This window comes from Fictibacillus nanhaiensis (assembly GCF_036213205.1).
GTDB lineage: Bacteria > Bacillota > Bacilli > Bacillales > Fictibacillaceae > Fictibacillus > Fictibacillus nanhaiensis_E.
Window position 1 is genome coordinate 265,185 of the sequence record NZ_JARMFC010000006.1, and the last position, 19,473, is coordinate 284,657.

A 19,473-nucleotide genomic window follows, 5' to 3' on the forward strand; every position below is an offset into this window, starting at 1 on the left:
CTAACGACGAAATGTAAGGGGGCGAACACATGAGAATCAAAAAATTCATGGATACCGACCAATACCCTAGGGATTTGTTTTTACTGTTATTTGTAGGTGGATTGTTCACGTTAAGTACGGCTCTATCTAATACATTTGTTAACATATTTCTTTGGAAACAATCGGGTAAGATCACGGATATTGCCTGTTATAATCTATCAATTGTAGTTATGCAGCCTATAGCATTTTATCTGGCAGGCTGGTTTGCTAAAAAGATCGATCGCGTAATCGTACTTAGAATCGGGGTCCTGATCCTTGCCTTGTTTTACGTCGGAGTCTTATTAATGGCTTCAATAGCAAGTCATTACATCATTTTATTAGGAGCCATGTTAGGCTTCGGGTTGGGATTTTACTGGCTAGCATTTAATGTGTTAACTCTGGAAGTTACAGAACCAGAGACTCGAGATTTTTTTAATGGATATTTAGGCGTCTTAAATTCGATTTCAGGAATGATCGGACCTCTGAGTGCGGGTTACATCATTACTAGGATGGACAAACATCTGGGGTATGAAACAATATTCACGATCTCGATGGCTTTATTTTTAATAGCTGTAGTGATCAGTTTCTTTTTGAAGAGGAGAAAAGCAGACGGTCTGTATGGAATCCGAAAAGTTTTACAAGAACGTAAACAAGATCGAGCATGGCTGCAATTGTTAAGAGCACACTTTTTTCAAGGATTTCGTGAAGGGACTTTCATCTTTCTAATCGTCATCTGGGTGTACACAGCTTCAAAAAGTGAGTTTGCCCTTGGTACGTATGGGTTTGTACAATCTTTCGTGTCATTTATCGGCTATTATTGTGTGTCACATTACCTGAATCCCCAAAATCGTATGAAAGCGATATTTGGAGGTGGTCTGTTGCTCTTCGTATCTCCATTCATGCTGTTATTTCCAATATCATTTACCATTCTTATCATTTATGGAGTTTCTGTATCGATCGCATATCCTTTGTTGTTAGTACCGTATGTTTCATTAACGTATGACATTATAGGAAGATGCCGAGGTATACATGAAAAAAGAATTGAATATATCGTTGTTCGTGAGATGTACCTGAATGCAGGTAGAATAGTCTCTATTCTTACGTTTATCATCGTTGTTCATCTTCTATCAGAAGAAAGAGGCATTCCGTTTTTACTTCCTATTCTAGGTGCAGGACACTTTTTCATTTATTTCTGTTTAAGAAAAGTTTCGGTCCCTTCCCTTAACTCCTCAAAAACAATTGAGATCGCTGAAACGCAACAAGATGGTAACAATCCAAATAAACAATGATTATCTTTTGACATAATTGCCTTGGTAAGGATACTATTATTATGTAGATATAATTACCGGTCCACTTTAGACACCTTCTGTTAAGGTGTCTGTGCTGTTTTTAAGGGAGATTTACAATATTATGAAAACAAAAGATAACAAGAAGAAAAATCATGTTCCGATTCGCATCAATGCCTTATTCCTTTCTGTATTTTTTCTCTTTTCCGTTCTAGTACTTCGTCTAGGTTATGTGCAGATTGTAAAAGGAGAAGAATATCAGCGTACCGCATATTTAACAGAAAATGTTACAACAAAATTGGATGCTCCGCGAGGGAAGATGCTTGATTCTAACTATCGTGTAGTTGTTGATAATGAACCGGTTTTCTCTATTACATATACGAGAACACAAGAATCTGATTCTGAGGACAGACATCAGTTAGCACAGAAGCTGGCAGATCTTATCGATAAAGGAACAGATGAGCTGACTGAGCGAGACAAAAAAGACTATTTTATATTTCTGAACGAAAAGCAAGTAGAGTCTAGAATCTCTAAAGAGGAAAAGAAAGATACACCTCCAGAAGAGTTATACGATTTAATGCTAGAAAAAGTAACAGAAGAGGATATCAGTTCATTTACTGAACAAGAACTTGAAGTGTTAGCCATAAAAAGTGAAATGGACCGAGGCTATACTTTATCTCCACAACGTATTAAGATTGGCGCGACCGAAAAAGAGATTGCAACGATCAGTGAACATTTACCTGAGCTAGAAGGAGTGGACATTAAGCCAGATGCTGAACGCTCTTATCCGTTTAAGAATTCATTTCGTGATATGTTTGGCCAAGTAAAGCAAATTCCTAAATCGAGAATGGATTATTATACTTCTCGAGGAAATGATCGTAACGATATGGTTGGAACGAGTTTTCTTGAAGAACAATACGAATCACTACTTCGCGGTACGAAAACGAAGATTAAATACGTAACCGATAAAAAGGGGAACCCTGTAGGAGATCCTGTTGAGGAAGAAGGGGCAAGAGGTAGCGACCTAGTATTAACAGTAGACATGAGTCTTCAACAAGAAGTCGAGAAAGTCATTGAAGAAAAATTAACAGACGCCATCCGCGGAAAAAATGCATACGCCAACAGTAAATTAGACAGTGCGTATGTTGTGATGATGGATCCAAATACAGGTGCGATCCTTTCAATGGCAGCAAAAGAATATGATCGAAAGACCGGAAAGTTTAAAGACATCCCTTTTGGAAACGTTTATCATTCTTATGCAATGGGCTCAACTGTTAAAGGAGCCACTGTACTCACTGGCCTTCAACAAGGTGTCGTTTCACCAAATACTGTAATAAATGATGCGCCACTTACATTTGGAGATGGACGATCTTTAAAGTCGCACGAAAGTATGGGTCCGGTTGATGCTGTAGAAGCGTTGGAGCGCTCATCTAACGTATATATGTGGCATATTGCCATGAAACTTGCAGGGTACGATTATTCAAATAAACGGTTTAATGAAAACAAAGTTCAAGAAGCGTTTGAAATTTTAAGAAACTCATACAGCCAGTTCGGACTTGGTGTTCCAACTGGAATAGATCTGCCTTCTGAAGCGACCGGGTATAACACTGGAATGAGCCGAGAACTATCTCAAGCTATGTTCTTCTCTATCGGACAGTTTGATACGTACACACCGATGCAGATGGCTCAATATGTTTCGACGATTGCAAATGGGGGATTAAGGATGCAGCCACACCTCTTGAAAGAAGTGAGAGAGCCATCCGTTGATCCAAATAAATTAGGTAAACTTCAGTACCGATTTGAACCAAACGTTTTAAATAAGATTGAGATGTCACCTAGTCAGATTAAAGTTGTCCAAAAAGGTTTTTATGAAGTGATGCATGGTAATAATGGTACCGCCGCTTGGAAGTTTAAGAATAAAGATTATAATCCAGCAGGAAAAACGGGTACCGCAGAGATTGATAAAGCTACAGGAATTGTTAACAAGACGTTGATTGGATATGCTCCTTATGAAAATCCAGAAGTAGCATTTGCTGTTGTAGTTCCTGATATTAAAGAAGGAAATACGAATAGTGAAATTGCTGAAGGTGCTTTAGATGCATACTTCTCTATGAAAAAAGAAGGCATTCCGACTAAACCTGAAACAGTAGATGAAAATCAAGTTGAACCACGCTAATTATGGCGTGGTTCTTTTTTGTATAGATAAATTCGTACTGCAAAGAATAAGAACATATTCATGGATAAACCAGTCTTAACAATACCTTTACAATTCATTAAAACGTAGTTCACATTCAAGGTTTATTGTAGAACATGTAAGAAAGAAAACAAGCTTTTAAAAGGGGTCATGACCTGAGAAGAAATTCTCTAACATGATAAGACGAAATCATATTTAGGGGGACCTATCAAGATGAAGAAAATGAAGTCTGTGTACCTTTTAGCAGTAATGTCGCTAATCCTAGTTTTCGCAGCAGCATGTGGAAACAAGAGTGAAGAAGGAGCTGCTGGCGGCGGAGATCTTAGCGGTAAGATTAAAATTGATGGATCTTCCACAGTATTCCCGATCATGGAAGCTGTTTCTGAAGAGTTCCAAGCTGCAAATCCTGATGTTCAAGCACCTGTAGGAGTATCTGGTACGGGTGGAGGATTTGAAAAATTCGTTCGTGGAGAATTAGATCTTGCTAACGCTTCTCGTCCGATTAAAGACGAAGAGAAAACAGCTGCAACAGATAAAGGTATTGAATTTACTGAATTTGAACTTGCTAAAGATGGTTTGTCAGTAGTTGTTCCAAAAGAAAATGATTTTATTGATCATTTAACATTAGATGAGCTTAAAAAGATCTTCCTTGAAGAAGGCGCTGCAAAAACATGGTCTGAGGTTCGTGAAGGATGGCCGAATGAAAAAATTGAAATTTATGCACCAGGTACTGATTCTGGAACATATGATTATTTTGATGAAGTAATCCTTGAAGAAAAGCCAATGCGCCGTGATGCACAACTTTCTGAAGATGACAACGTATTAGTACAAGGTGTAACAGGTTCTAAAAATGCTATCGGTTTCTTCGGTTATGCATACTACCAAGCAAATAAAGAAAAAGTAAAAGCTGTTCCAATCGATGGAGGAAATGGTCCAGTTGAACCAACTCCTGAAACAATTGAATCTGGTGAGTACGCTCCACTTTCTCGCCCGTTGTTCACATATGTAAACAACAAATCTCTAAAAGATAACGAAGCAGTGTATGAATACATGAAGTTTGCTCTTGAAAACTCTGGTGAGCTTGCATCATCTGATACAATCGGATATGTTTCTCTTCCAAAAGAAAAATATGAAGAGCAAATGAAAAAGCTTGATGAGCTTGCAGGGAAGTAATCGTCCTTTATTGAAATAAAGGGATAGGATTATCATACAGGGTGAGGAGTCATACAACTCCTCACCTTTAACCTGTTTAGTATTGTCGAATTATAGGAGGTCTTGTTGGTGTCAATAGATAAAACAAACCAAAAATCAATCCGCTCTATGATTCAGGAGAATAAATCCTCAAGAAGTCAATCGGCGGTAATGGAAAAGGTAGTTCCAAAAATCTTTTTGATCTGTGCAATCATATCTATCTTTACAACAATAGGTATCGTTTTTACTTTGTTAACAGAAACTTTTACTTTTTTTAATCGAATCTCAATTGTTGAGTTTATTACAAATACACGTTGGTTCCCTTTTACTTCTGACGAAAATGCAGACTTCGGAATCATTGCTCTTATCATGGGGACATTGACTGTAACAGCCATTGCCATGGTTGTTGCTATTCCGGTTGGTCTTGCTGTAGCTATATATTTAAGTGAGTACGCATCAGCTAAAACTAGGAAGGTTATTAAACCCATTCTAGAAGTACTAGCTGGAATCCCTACAATTGTTTATGGATTTTTTGCACTCACATTCGTAACACCATTATTAGATAAAGTTATTCCCGGTGGAATTTCAATTTTTAACGCATTAAGTCCAGGGATTGTTGTAGGAATCATGATTATTCCGATGATCGCTTCGTTATCTGAAGATGCGATGAATGCAGTTCCAAACTCAATGAGAGAAGGAGCATTAGCTTTAGGTGCAACACGTTTTGAAGTTGCAATGAAAGTAGTTCTTCCTGCTGCTCTATCTGGAGTCATTGCTTCGTTCGTGTTAGGAATCTCAAGAGCGATCGGTGAAACGATGATCGTAACTATTGCAGGTGGTTCACGGCCAACAGCAGATATTAATGTCACAGAGTCGATTCAAACGATGACGGCTTATATCGTACAAGTCAGCCAAGGTGACACGGGCTATGGTACTACTATCTATTACAGTATATACGCTGTAGGGATGACATTATTTGTGTTTACGTTAATCATGAATCTACTTGCTCAGTTTATTTCCCGCAAGTTTAGGGAGGAATATTAATGCCTTTAATTAATAAAGAGTCTGTTAAAAAGAGAATGGGGAGTAGAATAGCTGCTAATGGTTTTGCTAAGTTTTTATTTATATTAGCAACGTGCTTTTCCCTTTTAATATTAGGCGTTCTTATTTACAGAATTTTATCTGAAGGATTACCTTATTTAAGCTTAGACTTTATCACCAACTTTGCTTCTCGTATGCCTGAACGTGCAGGGATTTGGGCAGCATTACTTGGTACAATATGGATCATGGCAGTTACAGCACCGGTTTCATTTATTTTAGGCGTAGGTACAGCGATCTATTTAGAAGAATATGCAAAGAAAAACGCGTTTACTAAGTTTATACAAATAAATATTTCTAACTTAGCTGGTGTTCCATCTATCGTGTTTGGATTACTAGGTTTAACGATTTTTGTTCGTTTAATGGGCTTGGGTTCGAGTGTCCTTGCAGGAGGTTTGACGATGAGTTTGTTGATCCTTCCTGTTATCGTAGTAGCCTCTCAGGAAGCAATCAGAACGGTTCCAAGAGAAATTCGAGAAGCTTCTTTCGGTATGGGTGCAACAAAGTGGCAAACAATAAGAAGAATTGTTTTTCCAGCTGCGCTTCCAGGTATTTTGACGGGTACAATTTTAGCGTTGTCACGTGCGGTAGGTGAAACGGCACCGTTATTAGTATTAGGTGCACTTGCTTATGTAGCATTTGTTCCCGAAAACTTATTTTCACAGTTTACGGTTCTACCGATACAGCTTTACAACTGGACAAGCAGACCGCAAGAAGATTTCCATATGCTTGCAGCAAGTGGAATCATCATATTGATGATTATCTTGCTAATCATGAATTCGATTGCCGTATTTATTCGAAATAAGTTTCATAAGCGCTTCTAACAGAGAGAAGGAGGACAAAAAACATGGATATTACGATTAATAAAAAAATGGTTAATAAGAGTGAAAAAGAACAGGATTTTACACCTGTATTTAAGATAAACAACTTAAACTTATGGTATGGGCAAGATCATGCATTAAAAGATATTAAATTTGATATTCCTGAAAAGCAAGTTACTGCAATCATCGGGCCATCTGGTTGCGGTAAGTCAACATTTATTAAAACGCTGAACCGAATGGTTGAGATGGTTCCAATCGTTCGTATGTCGGGGGAAATTGTATATAGAGACAAAAATATCTTCCAACCTAAATATGGTGTAGAAGAACTTCGTACACAGGTTGGTATGGTGTTCCAAAAACCGAATCCATTTCCTAAGTCTATATATGAAAATGTAGCTTACGGTCCGCGTATTCATGGGATAAAGAATAAAAAAGTATTAGATGAAGTTGTTGAGAAAAGCTTAAGAGGTGCAGCGATCTGGGATGAAGTTAAAGATCGTCTGAATGAAAATGCATACGGTCTTTCTGGTGGTCAGCAACAACGTCTATGTATTGCAAGATGCCTTGCGATTGAGCCGGATGTAATTCTTATGGACGAACCTACGTCAGCCCTTGACCCAATCTCAACACTAAAAGTTGAAGAACTTGTTCAAGAGCTTAAAAAGGATTACAGTATCGTTATCGTTACGCATAATATGCAGCAAGCAGCTCGTATTTCAGATCGTACTGCTTTCTTCTTAAATGGAGAAGTAGTGGAATATACAGACACGAGCACATTGTTCTCAAATCCATCAGATAAGCGTACAGAAGATTATATTACTGGACGATTCGGTTAATAAAAAGAGAATAGGAGTGAGATGAATGGTTGTTCGTGAAAATTTTCAGCTTCAATTAGAAGAAATGAAACAATCGATCGTACAAATTTCTAAATTGGCAGAGGAAGCTTTAGAGCTTTCAGTCGAAGCATTAAAAAATCAGGATCTCGACAAAGCTTTGCAGATTATTGAAAACGATAATCGAATCAATGTACTTGAAGATGAGATCAACGATATGGCCATCTTACTGATAGCTAAACAAGCACCTGTTGCATCTGATTTAAGAAGAATCATTGCGGCGATCAAGATTTCATCTGATATTGAGAGAATGGCTGATTTTGCTGTAAATATCGCCAAATCTACAATTCGTATAGGTAAGCAAGAGTTGATCAAACCGTTAGAGGAATTGCCTAAGATGGCTCATCATGCGATTCATATGCTTACAACAGCTACAAAAGCATACGTGGAAGAAGATGTAGCACTAGCGAAACAACTTGCTGAACTAGATGATTTTGTTGATGAAACTTACGGAAAGATAATAAAAGAACTCTTAGAGCTTATGACAAAAAATCCAGAACACCTATCGCAGATCAGTCAGCTTCTGTTTGTGTGCAGGTATATCGAACGTACTGCTGACCACGCTACGAATATCGCAGAAAGCATTATATTTTTAGTAAAAGGAAAAAGATACGGTCTAAACGATTAAGCTTATCTTTTAATTAGTAGCTTTTTCACTTGTATTCCTTTACCTTTACTAGGCATCTATAAAAAAGCTATACCCTTAAATAAAAGAGCAAGCACTGAATCTCTCTCACTCAGTGCTTGCTCTTTATTATGTACATTTATGAACTTGTAATTTCTTTCGCGATCTCATCAAAGCTCATCTTACTGTTTACTTGGTGAGATTCAGCTCTAACTGCACCTTCTAAATTATTTGTGCGCAAATATTTTAAGAACTCATCGCTATTTTTAATTATGTTTTCTTTTTGCAGAAGGTCGCATACTTCTCCAGTGCTCATTCCTTGAGTAATCGTTAAAGTCATCTGATAAACTTTTTCTTCCTCTTTTGGAGGAACAGTTTTTGGTTCTTCTTTTGCGACCGGAGCCGCAACTGTTTCAGTATCTTTAAGTGAAGAATACTCTTCCTTTGAAATTGCTAATTCGCCTTTTTCAGAAAGATATTGAGCTACCGACTCTTCTGTTAGTTCAGAAGTTTGATCAGCATCAGCCGTATAATAAAAACCAGCTAAAATTCCTGTTGAAAGGATAATACCTGCTGAAAATCCGCGAAGGTTTTTGCTTGTCATACCATTACCCCTCACAAATTAGTTCTTATCGTTAATCATCATTTCGTCTTCAAGAACTTTTAGTTTCTTTTTTATTTGATAGATTTCTTTCATTAACTGAATAGTAAAGTTCTCAAGTTGAGTTTCAACTGACGTTTCCTTGTTTTTTCTAAAGGAAAGAATCAAAAGAATAACACCTACTAGTAACAATCCAAAAATAGCAAACTCCATAATATCCTCCCTAATTTAAAGCTATACCCTTTACTTTTATAACATAGTATTCTGCTGTGGTATAGGTTTTTTCGCAAAAGTTTACACAAATTACTACAATTCGACTATATTCTCAAGCACCCCAGATGTAAAAGTAGATGTGACTTCAATGAAAACGACATTTTTTGTCTTACTTTGTCGAATAGACAGAATAATCAGAGAAGTAAATCGGTTACAAAAACTTTACATATTCGGAAATCTCAAGTGGGGTAAGGAAGCGCCATTTTTCGACTTTTTTGACACATTGTATATAAAAATATCCAGTGCTACGATAATAAAAAATAAGGTAATAGAAACTCGATTATTAGAATAATAAATTAGGATGAGGTGATGAACTTGATCGAAGATATTGTAAAACTAAAGGAGAATGGTTTAACTCTTCAAGAGATCGCACAAAGAATGAACATGTCTTTAGGAAAGGTCCAGTATCGCTGGAATAAATACCGACAGCAGCAAACACCATCGAATCATGAACTTCTATCTCAACCCGTTCTAAAAGAAGAGAAGTGGACGATGCCGTTTGAATATGAAGAGACGAATGTTCATCTGATGCCAAGGACCCCTGATAGCTTGTATGTTTATTGGAGTTTTTCTCAATCAACAAAACAGATGGCCGAACAGCATTTTCGTACGAAATGGGAAGATCTCCCTTCGCTGTTGAAAATCTATGACGTAACAGACATTGATTTCTTTGGCCATAATGCTCATCGTACGTTTGAGGTTGAGCTTCCGCCTATGACTAACAATTGGTTCCTTCAATCCTTAGAACCTGGAAGAACATATATCACTGATATTGGTACGCGTACGTTTGATGGCAGTTTTTTTACCCTGTTACGATCAAATCCTGCAGAGACCAGTCCTGCACTTTATAACAGTTTACATGATGAGAAGATTGACAGATGGAAACATCAAATTGTAGACCAACCTGAATGGCTAGAAAACTTTTCAACTTATTCATATTATCAAAAAATTAGATAGGAGAGTAAAACATGTCTAACGGGTATTTTTCATTAGTCTTGCACGCTCACCTTCCTTATGTGAGGCATAAAGAAGCGAATCGATTAGAGGAAAGATGGGTATTTGAGGCACTTACTGAGACATATATCCCGTTGTTATGGGTACTCGAAGAACAGCCTGAAAACCTGTCTTGGACCTTATCATTCTCATCCCCTTTATTGGAGTTACTGAACGATCCAGTCATACAAAAACGGTATCTAGAACATTTAGACCTTACGATAAAACTTGTAAAAAAAGAAAAAAAACATTCTACCAATCAGGAAGAACAAAAGATTATTGCTTTTTACGAAGAGCGCTATAAAAAAATTATGGAAACCTATCAAGAATTCAATTGTAAAGTTACAGATGCTTTTAAACGCTATATGAATCTTGGGAAGGTTAATTGCATTACTTCCTCTGCAACCCACGCATTCCTTCCCTATGTTCAAACTGAACAAGGAGTTAGAGCTCAAATTTTTGCAGGTGTTCAAACATTTGAAAAGTACTTTGGTGAAAAGCCTAAAGGGTTCTGGCTGCCTGAATGTGCTTACTCTCCCGGAGTAGATATCGCGTTAGCAGAAGCAGGTATTCAATATACATTTGTAGACGAAGAAACTTTACTCAGAAGTAAGCCCGTTCCATCTAAAGGAATCGGAGCCCCTGTTTACTCTCCTCATGGGGTGGCACTGTTCTCGCGTAACCAATGTATCTCAGAAACGATTTGGAATTCTTCTGTCGGTTATCCAGGAGATTTTGATTATCGAGAGTTTTATCGAGACGTTGCCTATGAGAGAGACAATGAATATATAAAAAGCTTCATTCATCCGGAAGGGATTCGAGTCGATACGGGTCTTAAGTATTGGAGAATAACTGGGAAAACCGAGAACAAAGACTGGTACCAAAGAGAATGGGCATGGAATAAAGTACAGAGTCATGCTTATGATTTTTGTCACCGCATTACAGAATATCTACATACCAACGAACAATCTTACCCTCCTCAACTAATAACTGCACCATTTGATGCAGAGCTATTTGGACATTGGTGGTTTGAAGGCCCAGAATTTTTACTTCAATCCATGAAAGTTTCAACAGAACAAAACATCACGTGGATCACACCTCAAGAATTTTTAATAAGGCACTATCAAGATTTAGAGACTGTAAGACCATGCTTTTCAACATGGGGCAGAAATCAAACAGGTGAAGTATGGCTGAATGAGTCAAACGCTTGGATGTATAGACATCTGCATCATTGTGAAAGAAAGCTGGTTCAGCTCGCAGCACGTCTTTCAAATGAAAAACCAAATATCGTTGTTGAACGATATGCAGATCAGATGGTTCGCGAATGGATGCTTGCTTCAAGTTCTGATTGGGCTTTTATCATTGAAGGTAACAGTGCCACAGAATATGCAAAGTCAAGATTTCAAGAACATATTGAAAGGTTCCATGAACTGAATCGTTCGATTGAAAATGGAACGTATCATCCAGATGAAATAGCAAATTTTGAAAACCAATACCCTTTCATACGAACAAAAGATTTGTGGCAATTCTTTAAGAATAAACATGACGAGTACGTGGCGTCCCAATATAACGAACAAAAAGCGGTGGGCAAGAAGAAAATATTAATGCTTTCATGGGAATTCCCACCTATGGTAGTGGGGGGATTAGCCCGACATGTATTTGATCTATCCCGAAAATTGGTAGAGCAAGGAACGGAAGTATATGTTATTACTTCTTCTGTCCCGGGATATCCGGAACACGAAGTAAATAATGGTGTTCATGTATACCGTGTAGCTGGAAAACAGCCGAATTTTGAATCGTTTTTCCATTGGACAGGGAGTTTGAATCTAGCCATCACTGAACAAGCACTAGCTCTAGCAAATAAGTTTGATTTTGATTGCATTCATGCACATGATTGGCTCGTTTCAGTTTCGGCACTAGCCATTAAAAAGGAACTGAACATTCCTTTAATCACCACCATTCATGCAACAGAACATGGCAGAAATAACGGGATTACTTCTCCCCTTCAATATGAGATCAATCAGAAGGAATGGGAACTAATGGATGGGTCAGACACTCTAATCGTCTGCAGTGACTATATGAAAAATGAGTTAACAGGGGTTTTTAGCATACCGGAAGAGAAGATAACAATTCTACCAAACGGCATTGATCCAGAGCAGATCACTTATCGATCTAGTCCTTCTAGTGAAGAAAAGAAACGCGATGACCATGAACTTCTTCTTTTCTCGGTGGGCAGAGTTGTAAAAGAAAAAGGATTCCAAACGATTATCGAGGCTGCAGATATATTAAGGAATTCGGGTAGAAAAGTCAGGTTTGTTATTGCTGGAAAAGGCCCTTTATTGGATGAACTAAAAGAAATGATCAGGCAAAAGAGCTTAGAGGAATATGTACATCTAGCAGGATTCGTTAGCGATGAGGAAAGAAATGAATATTTTGCAAAAGCTGATGCTGCTATTTTTCCGAGTCATTATGAACCGTTTGGCATTGTTGCGCTCGAAGGGATGGCTTCAGGAAAACTGACCATCGTTTCTGATACAGGGGGATTAAGAGAAATTATTGATCATGAAAAGACAGGGTTAAAAGTATATCCTAACGATCCAGAGAGTATAGTGTGGGCTGTTGAATATATCCTTAGCAACCGTGAACGCTGCCAAGACATAGCTAAGAACGGCGAGGAAATAGCTAGAACGGTTTTCAGTTGGGATTCTATCGCAGAAAAGACATCAGAACTATATGAGACAGAACAAAATCAAACAACAAAAGTGGGAGGTATTGTTTAATGAAGGGTGTAATTATGGCTGGTGGAAAAGGGACACGATTAAGACCACTTACATGCAATATGCCAAAACCAATGGTGCCGATGCTTCACAAACCTGTTATGGAATATGGTATTGAGCTTCTTAAGAAATTTGGCATTACAGATATCGCCGTTACCGTTCATTATTTACCTGACGCAATCAAAAATTATTTTGGAGATGGTCGCGATTTTGGTGTGAACCTTCATTATTTTGTTGAAGATTCTCCTCTCGGAACAGCAGGATCCATTAAAAATGCTGAAGAATTTTTAGATGAGCGTTTTATCGTGATCTCCGGTGATGCATTAACAGATTTTAATCTTGCTAAAGGCATTCAATTTCATGAAGATAATGATTCGCTCGCTACGATTTTTATGAAACAAGTTGATTCACCATTAGAATATGGTGTGATTATGACCAATCAAGAAGGAAAGATCATTCGGTTTCTTGAGAAGCCAAGCTGGAATGAAGTTTTTAGTGATACGGTTAATACGGGTATCTATGTACTTGAACCAGAAGTGTTTAATTATATTGAGAAAGATGTACCTGTTGATTTTAGTAAAGATTTGTTTCCGCTACTAATGAAAGAAGATAAAAATTTGTTTGGTTATCAAGCAGAGGGATATTGGTCTGATATTGGTAGCCTGCAGCAGTATCGCCAATCTCATTACGATATGTTGAACGGATTGGTTGATCTACCTTTTGCAGGGGAAGAAAAAGAGTCGGGCGTATGGATTGGTGAGAATGTGTTTATTGAAGATGGAGCCTTAATCGAAGCACCTGTCAGCATTGCAGATGGAGCGGTCATCAGGAAGGGCTCTCATATCGGAAAGCTATCTGTAGTTGGAAAGAACAGCGTAGTTAGCTCAGGAAGTTCTTTGAAGAAAACGGTCTTATGGAACGATGTTTTTGTAGGAGATCAGTGTGAATTAAGAGGAGCAACGATCGCGAACGGTACAAAAGTAGAAAAAGACGCATCTATTTTTGAACATGCTGTAGTAGGTAACCATTGTACAATCGGTAAAAACGCGACGCTTAAGCCAGATGTTAAGATCTGGCCAGAAAAAGAGATCTTTGAAGAAGCTCTTGTTCACACCTCAATCGTATGGGGGAAAAAAGCTACAAAATCTTTGTTTGGATCTAGAGGCGTTTCTGGAATCGCAAACGTTGAGATTACACCAGATTATATCGCAAGACTAGCATCAGCTTATGGAGCTGTACTTCCTTATGGCTCACAGATCATCATCGCAAGTGACTCGCATGACTTTTCGGTTATGATTAAACAATCTTTTATTCAAGGACTTCATTCTTCCGGGGTGCACACGCTTGATATTAGTCCTACTGTTGCACCGGTCGTCCGTTTCTCTATCGAAGAAGAACGTTTAGAAGGCGGTGTTTACGTAAGATTCTCAAATCCCACGGGAGAGAAACAACTGATGATCGAATTCTATGATAATAAAGGACTTCCGATTCACTCAGATCTTGAAAGAAAGATAGAGAATGCGTATTGGCAGGAAGATTATCGACGTGCATCTTTTGATCGTATTGGAAAAGGTGCCGTACAGGCGAATAAACATGAAGATTATATTTCCGCTCTTTTAGAAGAAATACAGGAAAAGGGTATTCAAGAAGCCAAGTTTAGAGTTGTGGTGAATTACAACCACCAGCCTTATCTAAACTTTATTCCTAATCTTTATAATCGACTGAACTGTGAAATCCTTACCGCGCCATATCAAACGAAACCAGAGGAAATGGCATCCTTTGTAAGAGTAACAAATGCTAATATCGGTGTTTTGATCGGAGAAGCGGGTGAAACATTGCGTCTCATAACGGAGACAGGTGAAGTGTTGGATGAAGAGACTATGCTTGCTCTTTATGTTTTCACAGCATTTTCTCAAGGGAAGCAAAAAGAGATGGCTATCCCTGTATATGGATCATCTGCTCTGGATTCCATCGCAGAACGTTTAAAAGGAAAGCTGATTCGCACGAAAGCTAACCCACGTTCTATCATGGAAGTAGGTGATGGGGTTCTTAATTATCAATACGATGCTCAATACGCGTTTGTTCATATCTTAGAGATCATGGCGATGCAGAAGATCACATTATCTGAACTCGTAAAGATGCTTCCAGATGTGCATATGTTAAGAGAATATGTACCTTGTCCAAAAGATAAGAAAGGCCGAGTAATGCGCAGGCTTATGGAAGATATCCGTGATAACAATGTGGAGTTGCTTGATGGTATTAAAGTTTTCCATCCTGAAGGTGGCTGGACGCTAATCCTTCCAGACGTAGAACAACCTGTTTTCACAGTATACTCCCAAAATATAGACCCTGAACAAGCGAAACAAGCGGCATCACAATATATTGAAAAAATACAGTTGTATCAGCAGGTGTAACAGATGCCAAGACATTTGGTTATAGGAAATGGGAAATTGTTGATCAATTTAGATGAATATTTGCAGATCAGAGACATCTATTTTCCTTACGTCGGTCAGCAAAATCATGTGCAGGGGCATGTTAATCGTCTAGGAGCCAGTATCAATGGCTCCTTTTCTTGGCTTTCTTCAAAGGAATGGGTAATCGAGCCCGGATATCATTTAGACTCGCTCGTTACACTCTCATACGCAAAGAACAAAAAAGAAGGCATAACGCTAAAGATTGAAGATGCTGTGCATCAAAGAGAAAATATGTTTATGCGAAGAATCACCGTTTTAAACGAATCCAATGAAGAAAAAAGAATCAAACTTTTCTTTCACCAAGATCTATCTATTTATGAGAATGAAGTGGGTGACACAGCTTACTTTGATCCTGAAAAATCTGTAATCATCCATTATAAAAAGAATCGTTACTTTTTGTTTGCAGCTTCATTCGATCAAAAGGGAATTGATCAGTATACAACAGGGGTTAAACGATTCTTAAGTGCAGAAGGAACATGGAGAGATGCAGAAGATGGTCATCTTCATGTGAATCCTATCGCGCAAGGGTCAGTGGATAGTACTTTTTCGGTTCAAGGGATAGTTCCTCCACACGGAAAAGGAGACGTGAACTATGCTCTAACCGTAGGCAAAAGTAGAGAGGAAGTATTCTCGCTCTATGATTACCTCATGGAGATCGGCCCATCTTTAACATTAGATAAGATCGATGTGTATTGGAGGAGATGGGTAAACAAAACAAAGATCAATCCGTGCAACCTTTCTGATGAACTTCTTGATCTTTATAACAGAAGCTTACTTATCATTCGAACTCAAACCAATGAGAACGGTTATATTATAGCTGCGAATGATTCCGATATTCAGCATTATAACCGAGATCACTATAGTTACATGTGGCCGAGAGATGGGGCGCTAATCGCAGCCGCAGTCGCAAAAGCGGGATTTCATGGAATGGTAAAGAACTTCTATCGCAGATGTGCGGATGTTTTAACAAAAGAGGGATATCTTCATCATAAATATAACCCTGACGGTTCAATTGGATCATCATGGCATCCTATGATCGATAAAGAAGGGTCTAGCCAATTGCCGATTCAAGAAGATGAAACAGCACTCGTACTATGGGCATTTTGGGAACATTATAAAGAAACAGGAGATATCGAGTTTGCTCAATCTCTCTATCGGTCACTAGTCCGTCCGAGTGCAAGATTTTTGCTTCAATATATGCAAGAAGAGCTAGACCTTCCGTTACCTTCTTATGATCTTTGGGAAGAAAGAAGAGGAATCTTTACCTTTACAGCAAGCTCTGTATATGGTGGTCTTATGGCTGCTTATTCTTTCGCAACGTTATTCGGTGAGGATGATCGTGCAGAGAGATACAAGAAAGGTGCAGACCGAATAAAAGCAGGGATGGAAAAACATTTGTATGATGAGAGTTCAGGAAGATTTTTAAGAGGGATCTATCTGCTCGATGACAACGCCTATAAAAAAGATTTCACGATGGAATCTAGCATGTACGCTCTCTTTGCGTTCGGTGTATACCCTGCTGATGATGAACGTGTTGTTCGAACGATGCAGCAGATGAATGAAGAGTTGAGCATTAAATCCGGTGTAGGTGGAATTGCAAGATACACGAATGATTATTACTTTCAACAAACGCATGATATGACTAGAGCGCCCGGGAACCCTTGGCTAATCTGTACATTATGGCTTGCTAAATGGCATGTTCAATGTGCGAAATCACTTCAAGATCTAGAGCGGCCGCATGAAATTTTACGTTGGGTTCACGAACATAGTTTTTCTACAGGTGTCTTACCAGAACAACTTCATCCATTTACAGGAGAGGCTTTGTCTGTTGCTCCTCTCACATGGTCACATGCCACATTTATAGATGTTCTTAAAGAATATACGAAAGTCTATGAGAAACTTTCACAAAACTCACTTGCTCGTTAGAAAAGAATTTGTTATCATGTTATGGTATGGTTTAATAGAGAATATGACTGTTAGTAACCATGATAATGTACTTTGGTAAAGATGTGGAGGGAAACAACAATGCGTGTAAACATTACTTTAGCTTGTACTGAAACTGGTGATCGTAACTACATCACTACAAAAAACAAGCGTACGAATCCAGACCGTTTAGAGCTTAAAAAATACAGCCCGCGTTTAAAGAAATACACAGTTCACCGTGAAACGAAGTAATTTCACGTAGAAGCGCCTGAGACCCATGCAAATGAGGGATCAGGCGTTTTTTCATGCAATCAAACTCATGATAAGATATATTCATCACGGTATAGAGGTGTTTAATACATGAATAAATCACAATGGCGAAAAGCGCTAAAACAATTGTTGCTCTCAATGGGAAAAGAAGAAAGAAAGGTAAAAAGCGAAGCAATATCTAATCTCTTATTTCAAACAGAAGAATGGAAAACAGCAGATTGTTTTGGTATTACAGTCTCACGAGGATTTGAGCTAGATACCTCGTACATCATAAACCAAGCATGGCGTGAAGGTAAGACTGTCGCTGTACCAAAATGCTACTCTGAACACAAACAAATGGAGTTCAGAAAAATTCATTCCTATGAAGAACTAGAAAATGTATACATGGATCTATATGAACCTAAGATAGATGTTACTTTGTGCATAGAGCCGTCTCAAATGAACATGATCCTCGTCCCAGGACTTGTATTTGATAAAGAAGGATTCAGAATTGGTTATGGAGGCGGATATTTCGATCGCTACTTACACTCATATGATGGTTCTAAACTTTCACTTGCTTACACCTTGCAGACTACGGATTCCCTTCCACATGAAAACTATGACATTCCTGTTGATTCGATCATTACGGAAGATGGACGGTTTAAGTAGATGATCTTCATACTTGGAGGTATCGCTTTACTTTCCATATTGTCAGCTTTATTTAAATGGCTAACGATCGCAGGAAGTATAACAGCGTTTATATTGGGAGTAATTATTTATCATGCGTTTAGTTGGCAAGGTTTGACCATACTCGGTCTCTTCTTCATAACTTCCACACTTTTAACTAAATGGAAGAAAGATAAGAAACAGGATCAAGACGCATTACACACCGAAGACAAAAAGGGGAGGTCTCTTCTTCAAGTACTTGCTAATGGTGGAGCAGCTCTACTTGCAGCAATAGGTCACCTGACCCTTTCAGATCCTGTATGGCTTATTGTGTTCGCAGCTACCTTTGCTACAGCTACCGCGGATACATGGGCTTCAGAGATCGGCGTCCTGTCAAAGAAAAGACCGTTTCATATTAAAGAATGGAAAAAGGTTGAACCTGGTTTATCAGGTGCCATATCGAGTCTAGGTACTATTGCAGCAGCGTTAGGAGCTTCTTTAATAGGTTTCAGCTTTTATTTACTCTATGATTCATCTATTACTATCGGGTTTTGTATTGCTTTCTCTGGATTCTTAGGGAACTTCGCAGATACACTATTTGGGGCATGGTTCGAACAAAAGTACGTTTGTTCCAATTGTAAAAGAGAAACCGAAAGTCACGTTCATTGTGGGGTTAAGACAATAAGAATATTTGGGTATCCTTTTTTTACAAACAATCTTGTGAACTTTTCTTCTACAATCATTGGTGGTTTAATTGCGGGAGGTTTATACGTATGGATCATGAGCTGACTGTTATAGGGGTTGTTCTTGCAGGCGGTGAATCTAGAAGGTTTGGCAGTCCAAAATTGTTCGCTAAATGGGGAGATACTACTTTTTTTGAAAAAGCGATGAACGCAATCGCTCCACATTCAGATGGGCTCGTAGCTGTCGTTCGTGAAGAATGGATAAAGAAATTAGACCAAAACCATTCTTATGCTGCAGAACTCATTTCCGATGTTGAAGCTTTTAAAGGCAAAGGTCCTTTAGCGGGAATATACAGTGCGATGATGAAAAGGAAAGGTGATTATTATTTGATCATCCCTTGTGATATGCCTATAATGACCAGCTATATGTACGGAAAATGGTTGGGTTTTGTTTATGAGGATCCGAAGTATGATTGTATCGTTCCCGTTTTGAATGGAAAAGTGTATCCGCTTAACGGCTTATACAAGAGAACATGTCTACCAGAAATAAAAAAGAATCTAATGATGGATAACTTAAAGGTTTTATCCTTATTAGAAAGTAAACAAACGAAATACATAGAGGTACAAAAAGAAGAGGCTCGCTTTTTCGAGAATGTTAACACGAAAGAAGATCTTTTAAATCTAAGTGACGAATAAAAAATGCAATCC

17 protein-coding genes are annotated in these 19,473 nt (G+C 38.3%); 15 read left to right on the top strand and 2 right to left on the bottom strand.

Annotated features, from left to right (window positions below; translation table 11 throughout):
* Positions 1-29 precede the first annotated feature (29 nt).
* The 7 genes from P4V41_RS08335 (at position 30) to phoU (ending at position 8,129) form a co-directional block, all read left to right on the top strand.
* Positions 30-1,307, top strand: a complete 1,278-nt coding sequence (locus P4V41_RS08335; RefSeq protein WP_328084394.1) for an MFS transporter — start codon at positions 30-32, stop codon at positions 1,305-1,307.
* A 121-nt stretch (positions 1,308-1,428) separates the two neighbouring features.
* Positions 1,429-3,480, top strand: coding sequence for a penicillin-binding transpeptidase domain-containing protein (locus P4V41_RS08340; protein WP_328084395.1), 2,052 nt, complete (start codon positions 1,429-1,431; stop codon positions 3,478-3,480).
* A gap of 231 nt (positions 3,481-3,711) precedes the next feature.
* Positions 3,712-4,671, top strand: a complete 960-nt coding sequence (locus P4V41_RS08345; RefSeq protein WP_328084396.1) for a PstS family phosphate ABC transporter substrate-binding protein — start codon at positions 3,712-3,714, stop codon at positions 4,669-4,671.
* Positions 4,672-4,776: 105 nt separating this feature from the next.
* Positions 4,777-5,733, top strand: a complete 957-nt coding sequence (pstC, locus tag P4V41_RS08350; protein ID WP_419181294.1) for a phosphate ABC transporter permease subunit PstC — start codon at positions 4,777-4,779, stop codon at positions 5,731-5,733.
* Positions 5,733-6,611, top strand: coding sequence for a phosphate ABC transporter permease PstA (gene pstA, locus P4V41_RS08355; RefSeq protein WP_328084398.1), 879 nt, complete (start codon positions 5,733-5,735; stop codon positions 6,609-6,611). The genes pstC and pstA overlap by 1 nt, the downstream gene beginning before the upstream one ends.
* A gap of 47 nt (positions 6,612-6,658) precedes the next feature.
* Positions 6,659-7,444 (top strand): phosphate ABC transporter ATP-binding protein PstB, encoded by a 786-nt coding sequence (pstB, locus tag P4V41_RS08360; RefSeq protein WP_419181299.1) that lies wholly within the window; start codon positions 6,659-6,661, stop codon positions 7,442-7,444.
* A gap of 25 nt (positions 7,445-7,469) precedes the next feature.
* Positions 7,470-8,129 (top strand): phosphate signaling complex protein PhoU, encoded by a 660-nt coding sequence (gene phoU, locus P4V41_RS08365; RefSeq protein ID WP_328084400.1) that lies wholly within the window; start codon positions 7,470-7,472, stop codon positions 8,127-8,129.
* Between the two features lie 136 nt (positions 8,130-8,265).
* Here phoU and P4V41_RS08370 read toward each other — a convergent pair whose 3' ends face one another.
* Positions 8,266-8,730: a hypothetical protein gene (locus tag P4V41_RS08370; RefSeq protein ID WP_328084401.1), complete on the bottom strand. Its 465-nt coding sequence runs from the start codon at positions 8,728-8,730 to the stop codon at positions 8,266-8,268.
* An 18-nt stretch (positions 8,731-8,748) separates the two neighbouring features.
* Positions 8,749-8,940: a hypothetical protein gene (locus P4V41_RS08375; RefSeq protein ID WP_328084402.1), complete on the bottom strand. Its 192-nt coding sequence runs from the start codon at positions 8,938-8,940 to the stop codon at positions 8,749-8,751.
* A 375-nt stretch (positions 8,941-9,315) separates the two neighbouring features.
* Between P4V41_RS08375 and P4V41_RS08380 the strand changes: the two genes are divergently transcribed.
* The 8 genes from P4V41_RS08380 (at position 9,316) to P4V41_RS08415 (ending at position 19,461) form a co-directional block, all read left to right on the top strand.
* Positions 9,316-9,957: a DUF4912 domain-containing protein gene (locus P4V41_RS08380; RefSeq protein ID WP_328084403.1), complete on the top strand. Its 642-nt coding sequence runs from the start codon at positions 9,316-9,318 to the stop codon at positions 9,955-9,957.
* An 11-nt stretch (positions 9,958-9,968) separates the two neighbouring features.
* A complete protein-coding gene (locus tag P4V41_RS08385) occupies positions 9,969-12,773 on the top strand; it encodes a 1,4-alpha-glucan branching protein domain-containing protein (protein ID WP_328084404.1) in 2,805 nt (934 codons plus the stop codon).
* On the top strand, positions 12,773-15,184 hold the full coding sequence (locus tag P4V41_RS08390) for a sugar phosphate nucleotidyltransferase (protein WP_328084405.1): 2,412 nt from the start codon (positions 12,773-12,775) through the stop codon (positions 15,182-15,184). Before P4V41_RS08385 ends, P4V41_RS08390 begins: the two co-directional genes overlap by 1 nt.
* Positions 15,185-15,187: 3 nt before the next feature.
* On the top strand, positions 15,188-17,170 hold the full coding sequence (locus P4V41_RS08395; protein WP_328084406.1) for a glycoside hydrolase family 15 protein: 1,983 nt from the start codon (positions 15,188-15,190) through the stop codon (positions 17,168-17,170).
* 99 nt (positions 17,171-17,269) lie between these two features.
* A complete protein-coding gene (rpmG, locus tag P4V41_RS08400; protein WP_066242361.1) occupies positions 17,270-17,419 on the top strand; it encodes a 50S ribosomal protein L33 in 150 nt (49 codons plus the stop codon).
* A gap of 108 nt (positions 17,420-17,527) precedes the next feature.
* Positions 17,528-18,085: a 5-formyltetrahydrofolate cyclo-ligase gene (locus tag P4V41_RS08405; RefSeq protein WP_328084407.1), complete on the top strand. Its 558-nt coding sequence runs from the start codon at positions 17,528-17,530 to the stop codon at positions 18,083-18,085.
* A complete protein-coding gene (locus P4V41_RS08410; RefSeq protein ID WP_328084408.1) occupies positions 18,086-18,871 on the top strand; it encodes a DUF92 domain-containing protein in 786 nt (261 codons plus the stop codon).
* Positions 18,856-19,461, top strand: coding sequence for a molybdenum cofactor guanylyltransferase (locus P4V41_RS08415; RefSeq protein ID WP_328084409.1), 606 nt, complete (start codon positions 18,856-18,858; stop codon positions 19,459-19,461). Before P4V41_RS08410 ends, P4V41_RS08415 begins: the two co-directional genes overlap by 16 nt.
* The last annotated feature ends 12 nt before the right edge of the window (positions 19,462-19,473 follow it).

Bases quoted from the DNA above. Each gene is read 5' to 3' on its own strand.
- P4V41_RS08390 (WP_328084405.1), top strand. From the start codon at position 12,773: ATGAAGGGTGTAATTATGGCTGGTGGAAAAGGGACACGATTAAGACCA.
- phoU (WP_328084400.1), top strand. From the start codon at position 7,470: ATGGTTGTTCGTGAAAATTTTCAGCTTCAATTAGAAGAAATGAAACAA.
- P4V41_RS08345 (WP_328084396.1), top strand. From the start codon at position 3,712: ATGAAGAAAATGAAGTCTGTGTACCTTTTAGCAGTAATGTCGCTAATC.
- pstB (WP_419181299.1), top strand. From the start codon at position 6,659: ATGGTTAATAAGAGTGAAAAAGAACAGGATTTTACACCTGTATTTAAG.
- P4V41_RS08375 (WP_328084402.1), bottom strand. From the start codon at position 8,940: ATGGAGTTTGCTATTTTTGGATTGTTACTAGTAGGTGTTATTCTTTTG.
- P4V41_RS08415 (WP_328084409.1), top strand. From the start codon at position 18,856: ATGGATCATGAGCTGACTGTTATAGGGGTTGTTCTTGCAGGCGGTGAA.
- P4V41_RS08395 (WP_328084406.1), top strand. From the start codon at position 15,188: ATGCCAAGACATTTGGTTATAGGAAATGGGAAATTGTTGATCAATTTA.
- P4V41_RS08335 (WP_328084394.1), top strand. From the start codon at position 30: ATGAGAATCAAAAAATTCATGGATACCGACCAATACCCTAGGGATTTG.
- pstA (WP_328084398.1), top strand. From the start codon at position 5,733: ATGCCTTTAATTAATAAAGAGTCTGTTAAAAAGAGAATGGGGAGTAGA.
- P4V41_RS08405 (WP_328084407.1), top strand. From the start codon at position 17,528: ATGAATAAATCACAATGGCGAAAAGCGCTAAAACAATTGTTGCTCTCA.
- P4V41_RS08385 (WP_328084404.1), top strand. From the start codon at position 9,969: ATGTCTAACGGGTATTTTTCATTAGTCTTGCACGCTCACCTTCCTTAT.
- P4V41_RS08410 (WP_328084408.1), top strand. From the start codon at position 18,086: ATGATCTTCATACTTGGAGGTATCGCTTTACTTTCCATATTGTCAGCT.
- P4V41_RS08370 (WP_328084401.1), bottom strand. From the start codon at position 8,730: ATGACAAGCAAAAACCTTCGCGGATTTTCAGCAGGTATTATCCTTTCA.
- P4V41_RS08340 (WP_328084395.1), top strand. From the start codon at position 1,429: ATGAAAACAAAAGATAACAAGAAGAAAAATCATGTTCCGATTCGCATC.
- rpmG (WP_066242361.1), top strand. From the start codon at position 17,270: ATGCGTGTAAACATTACTTTAGCTTGTACTGAAACTGGTGATCGTAAC.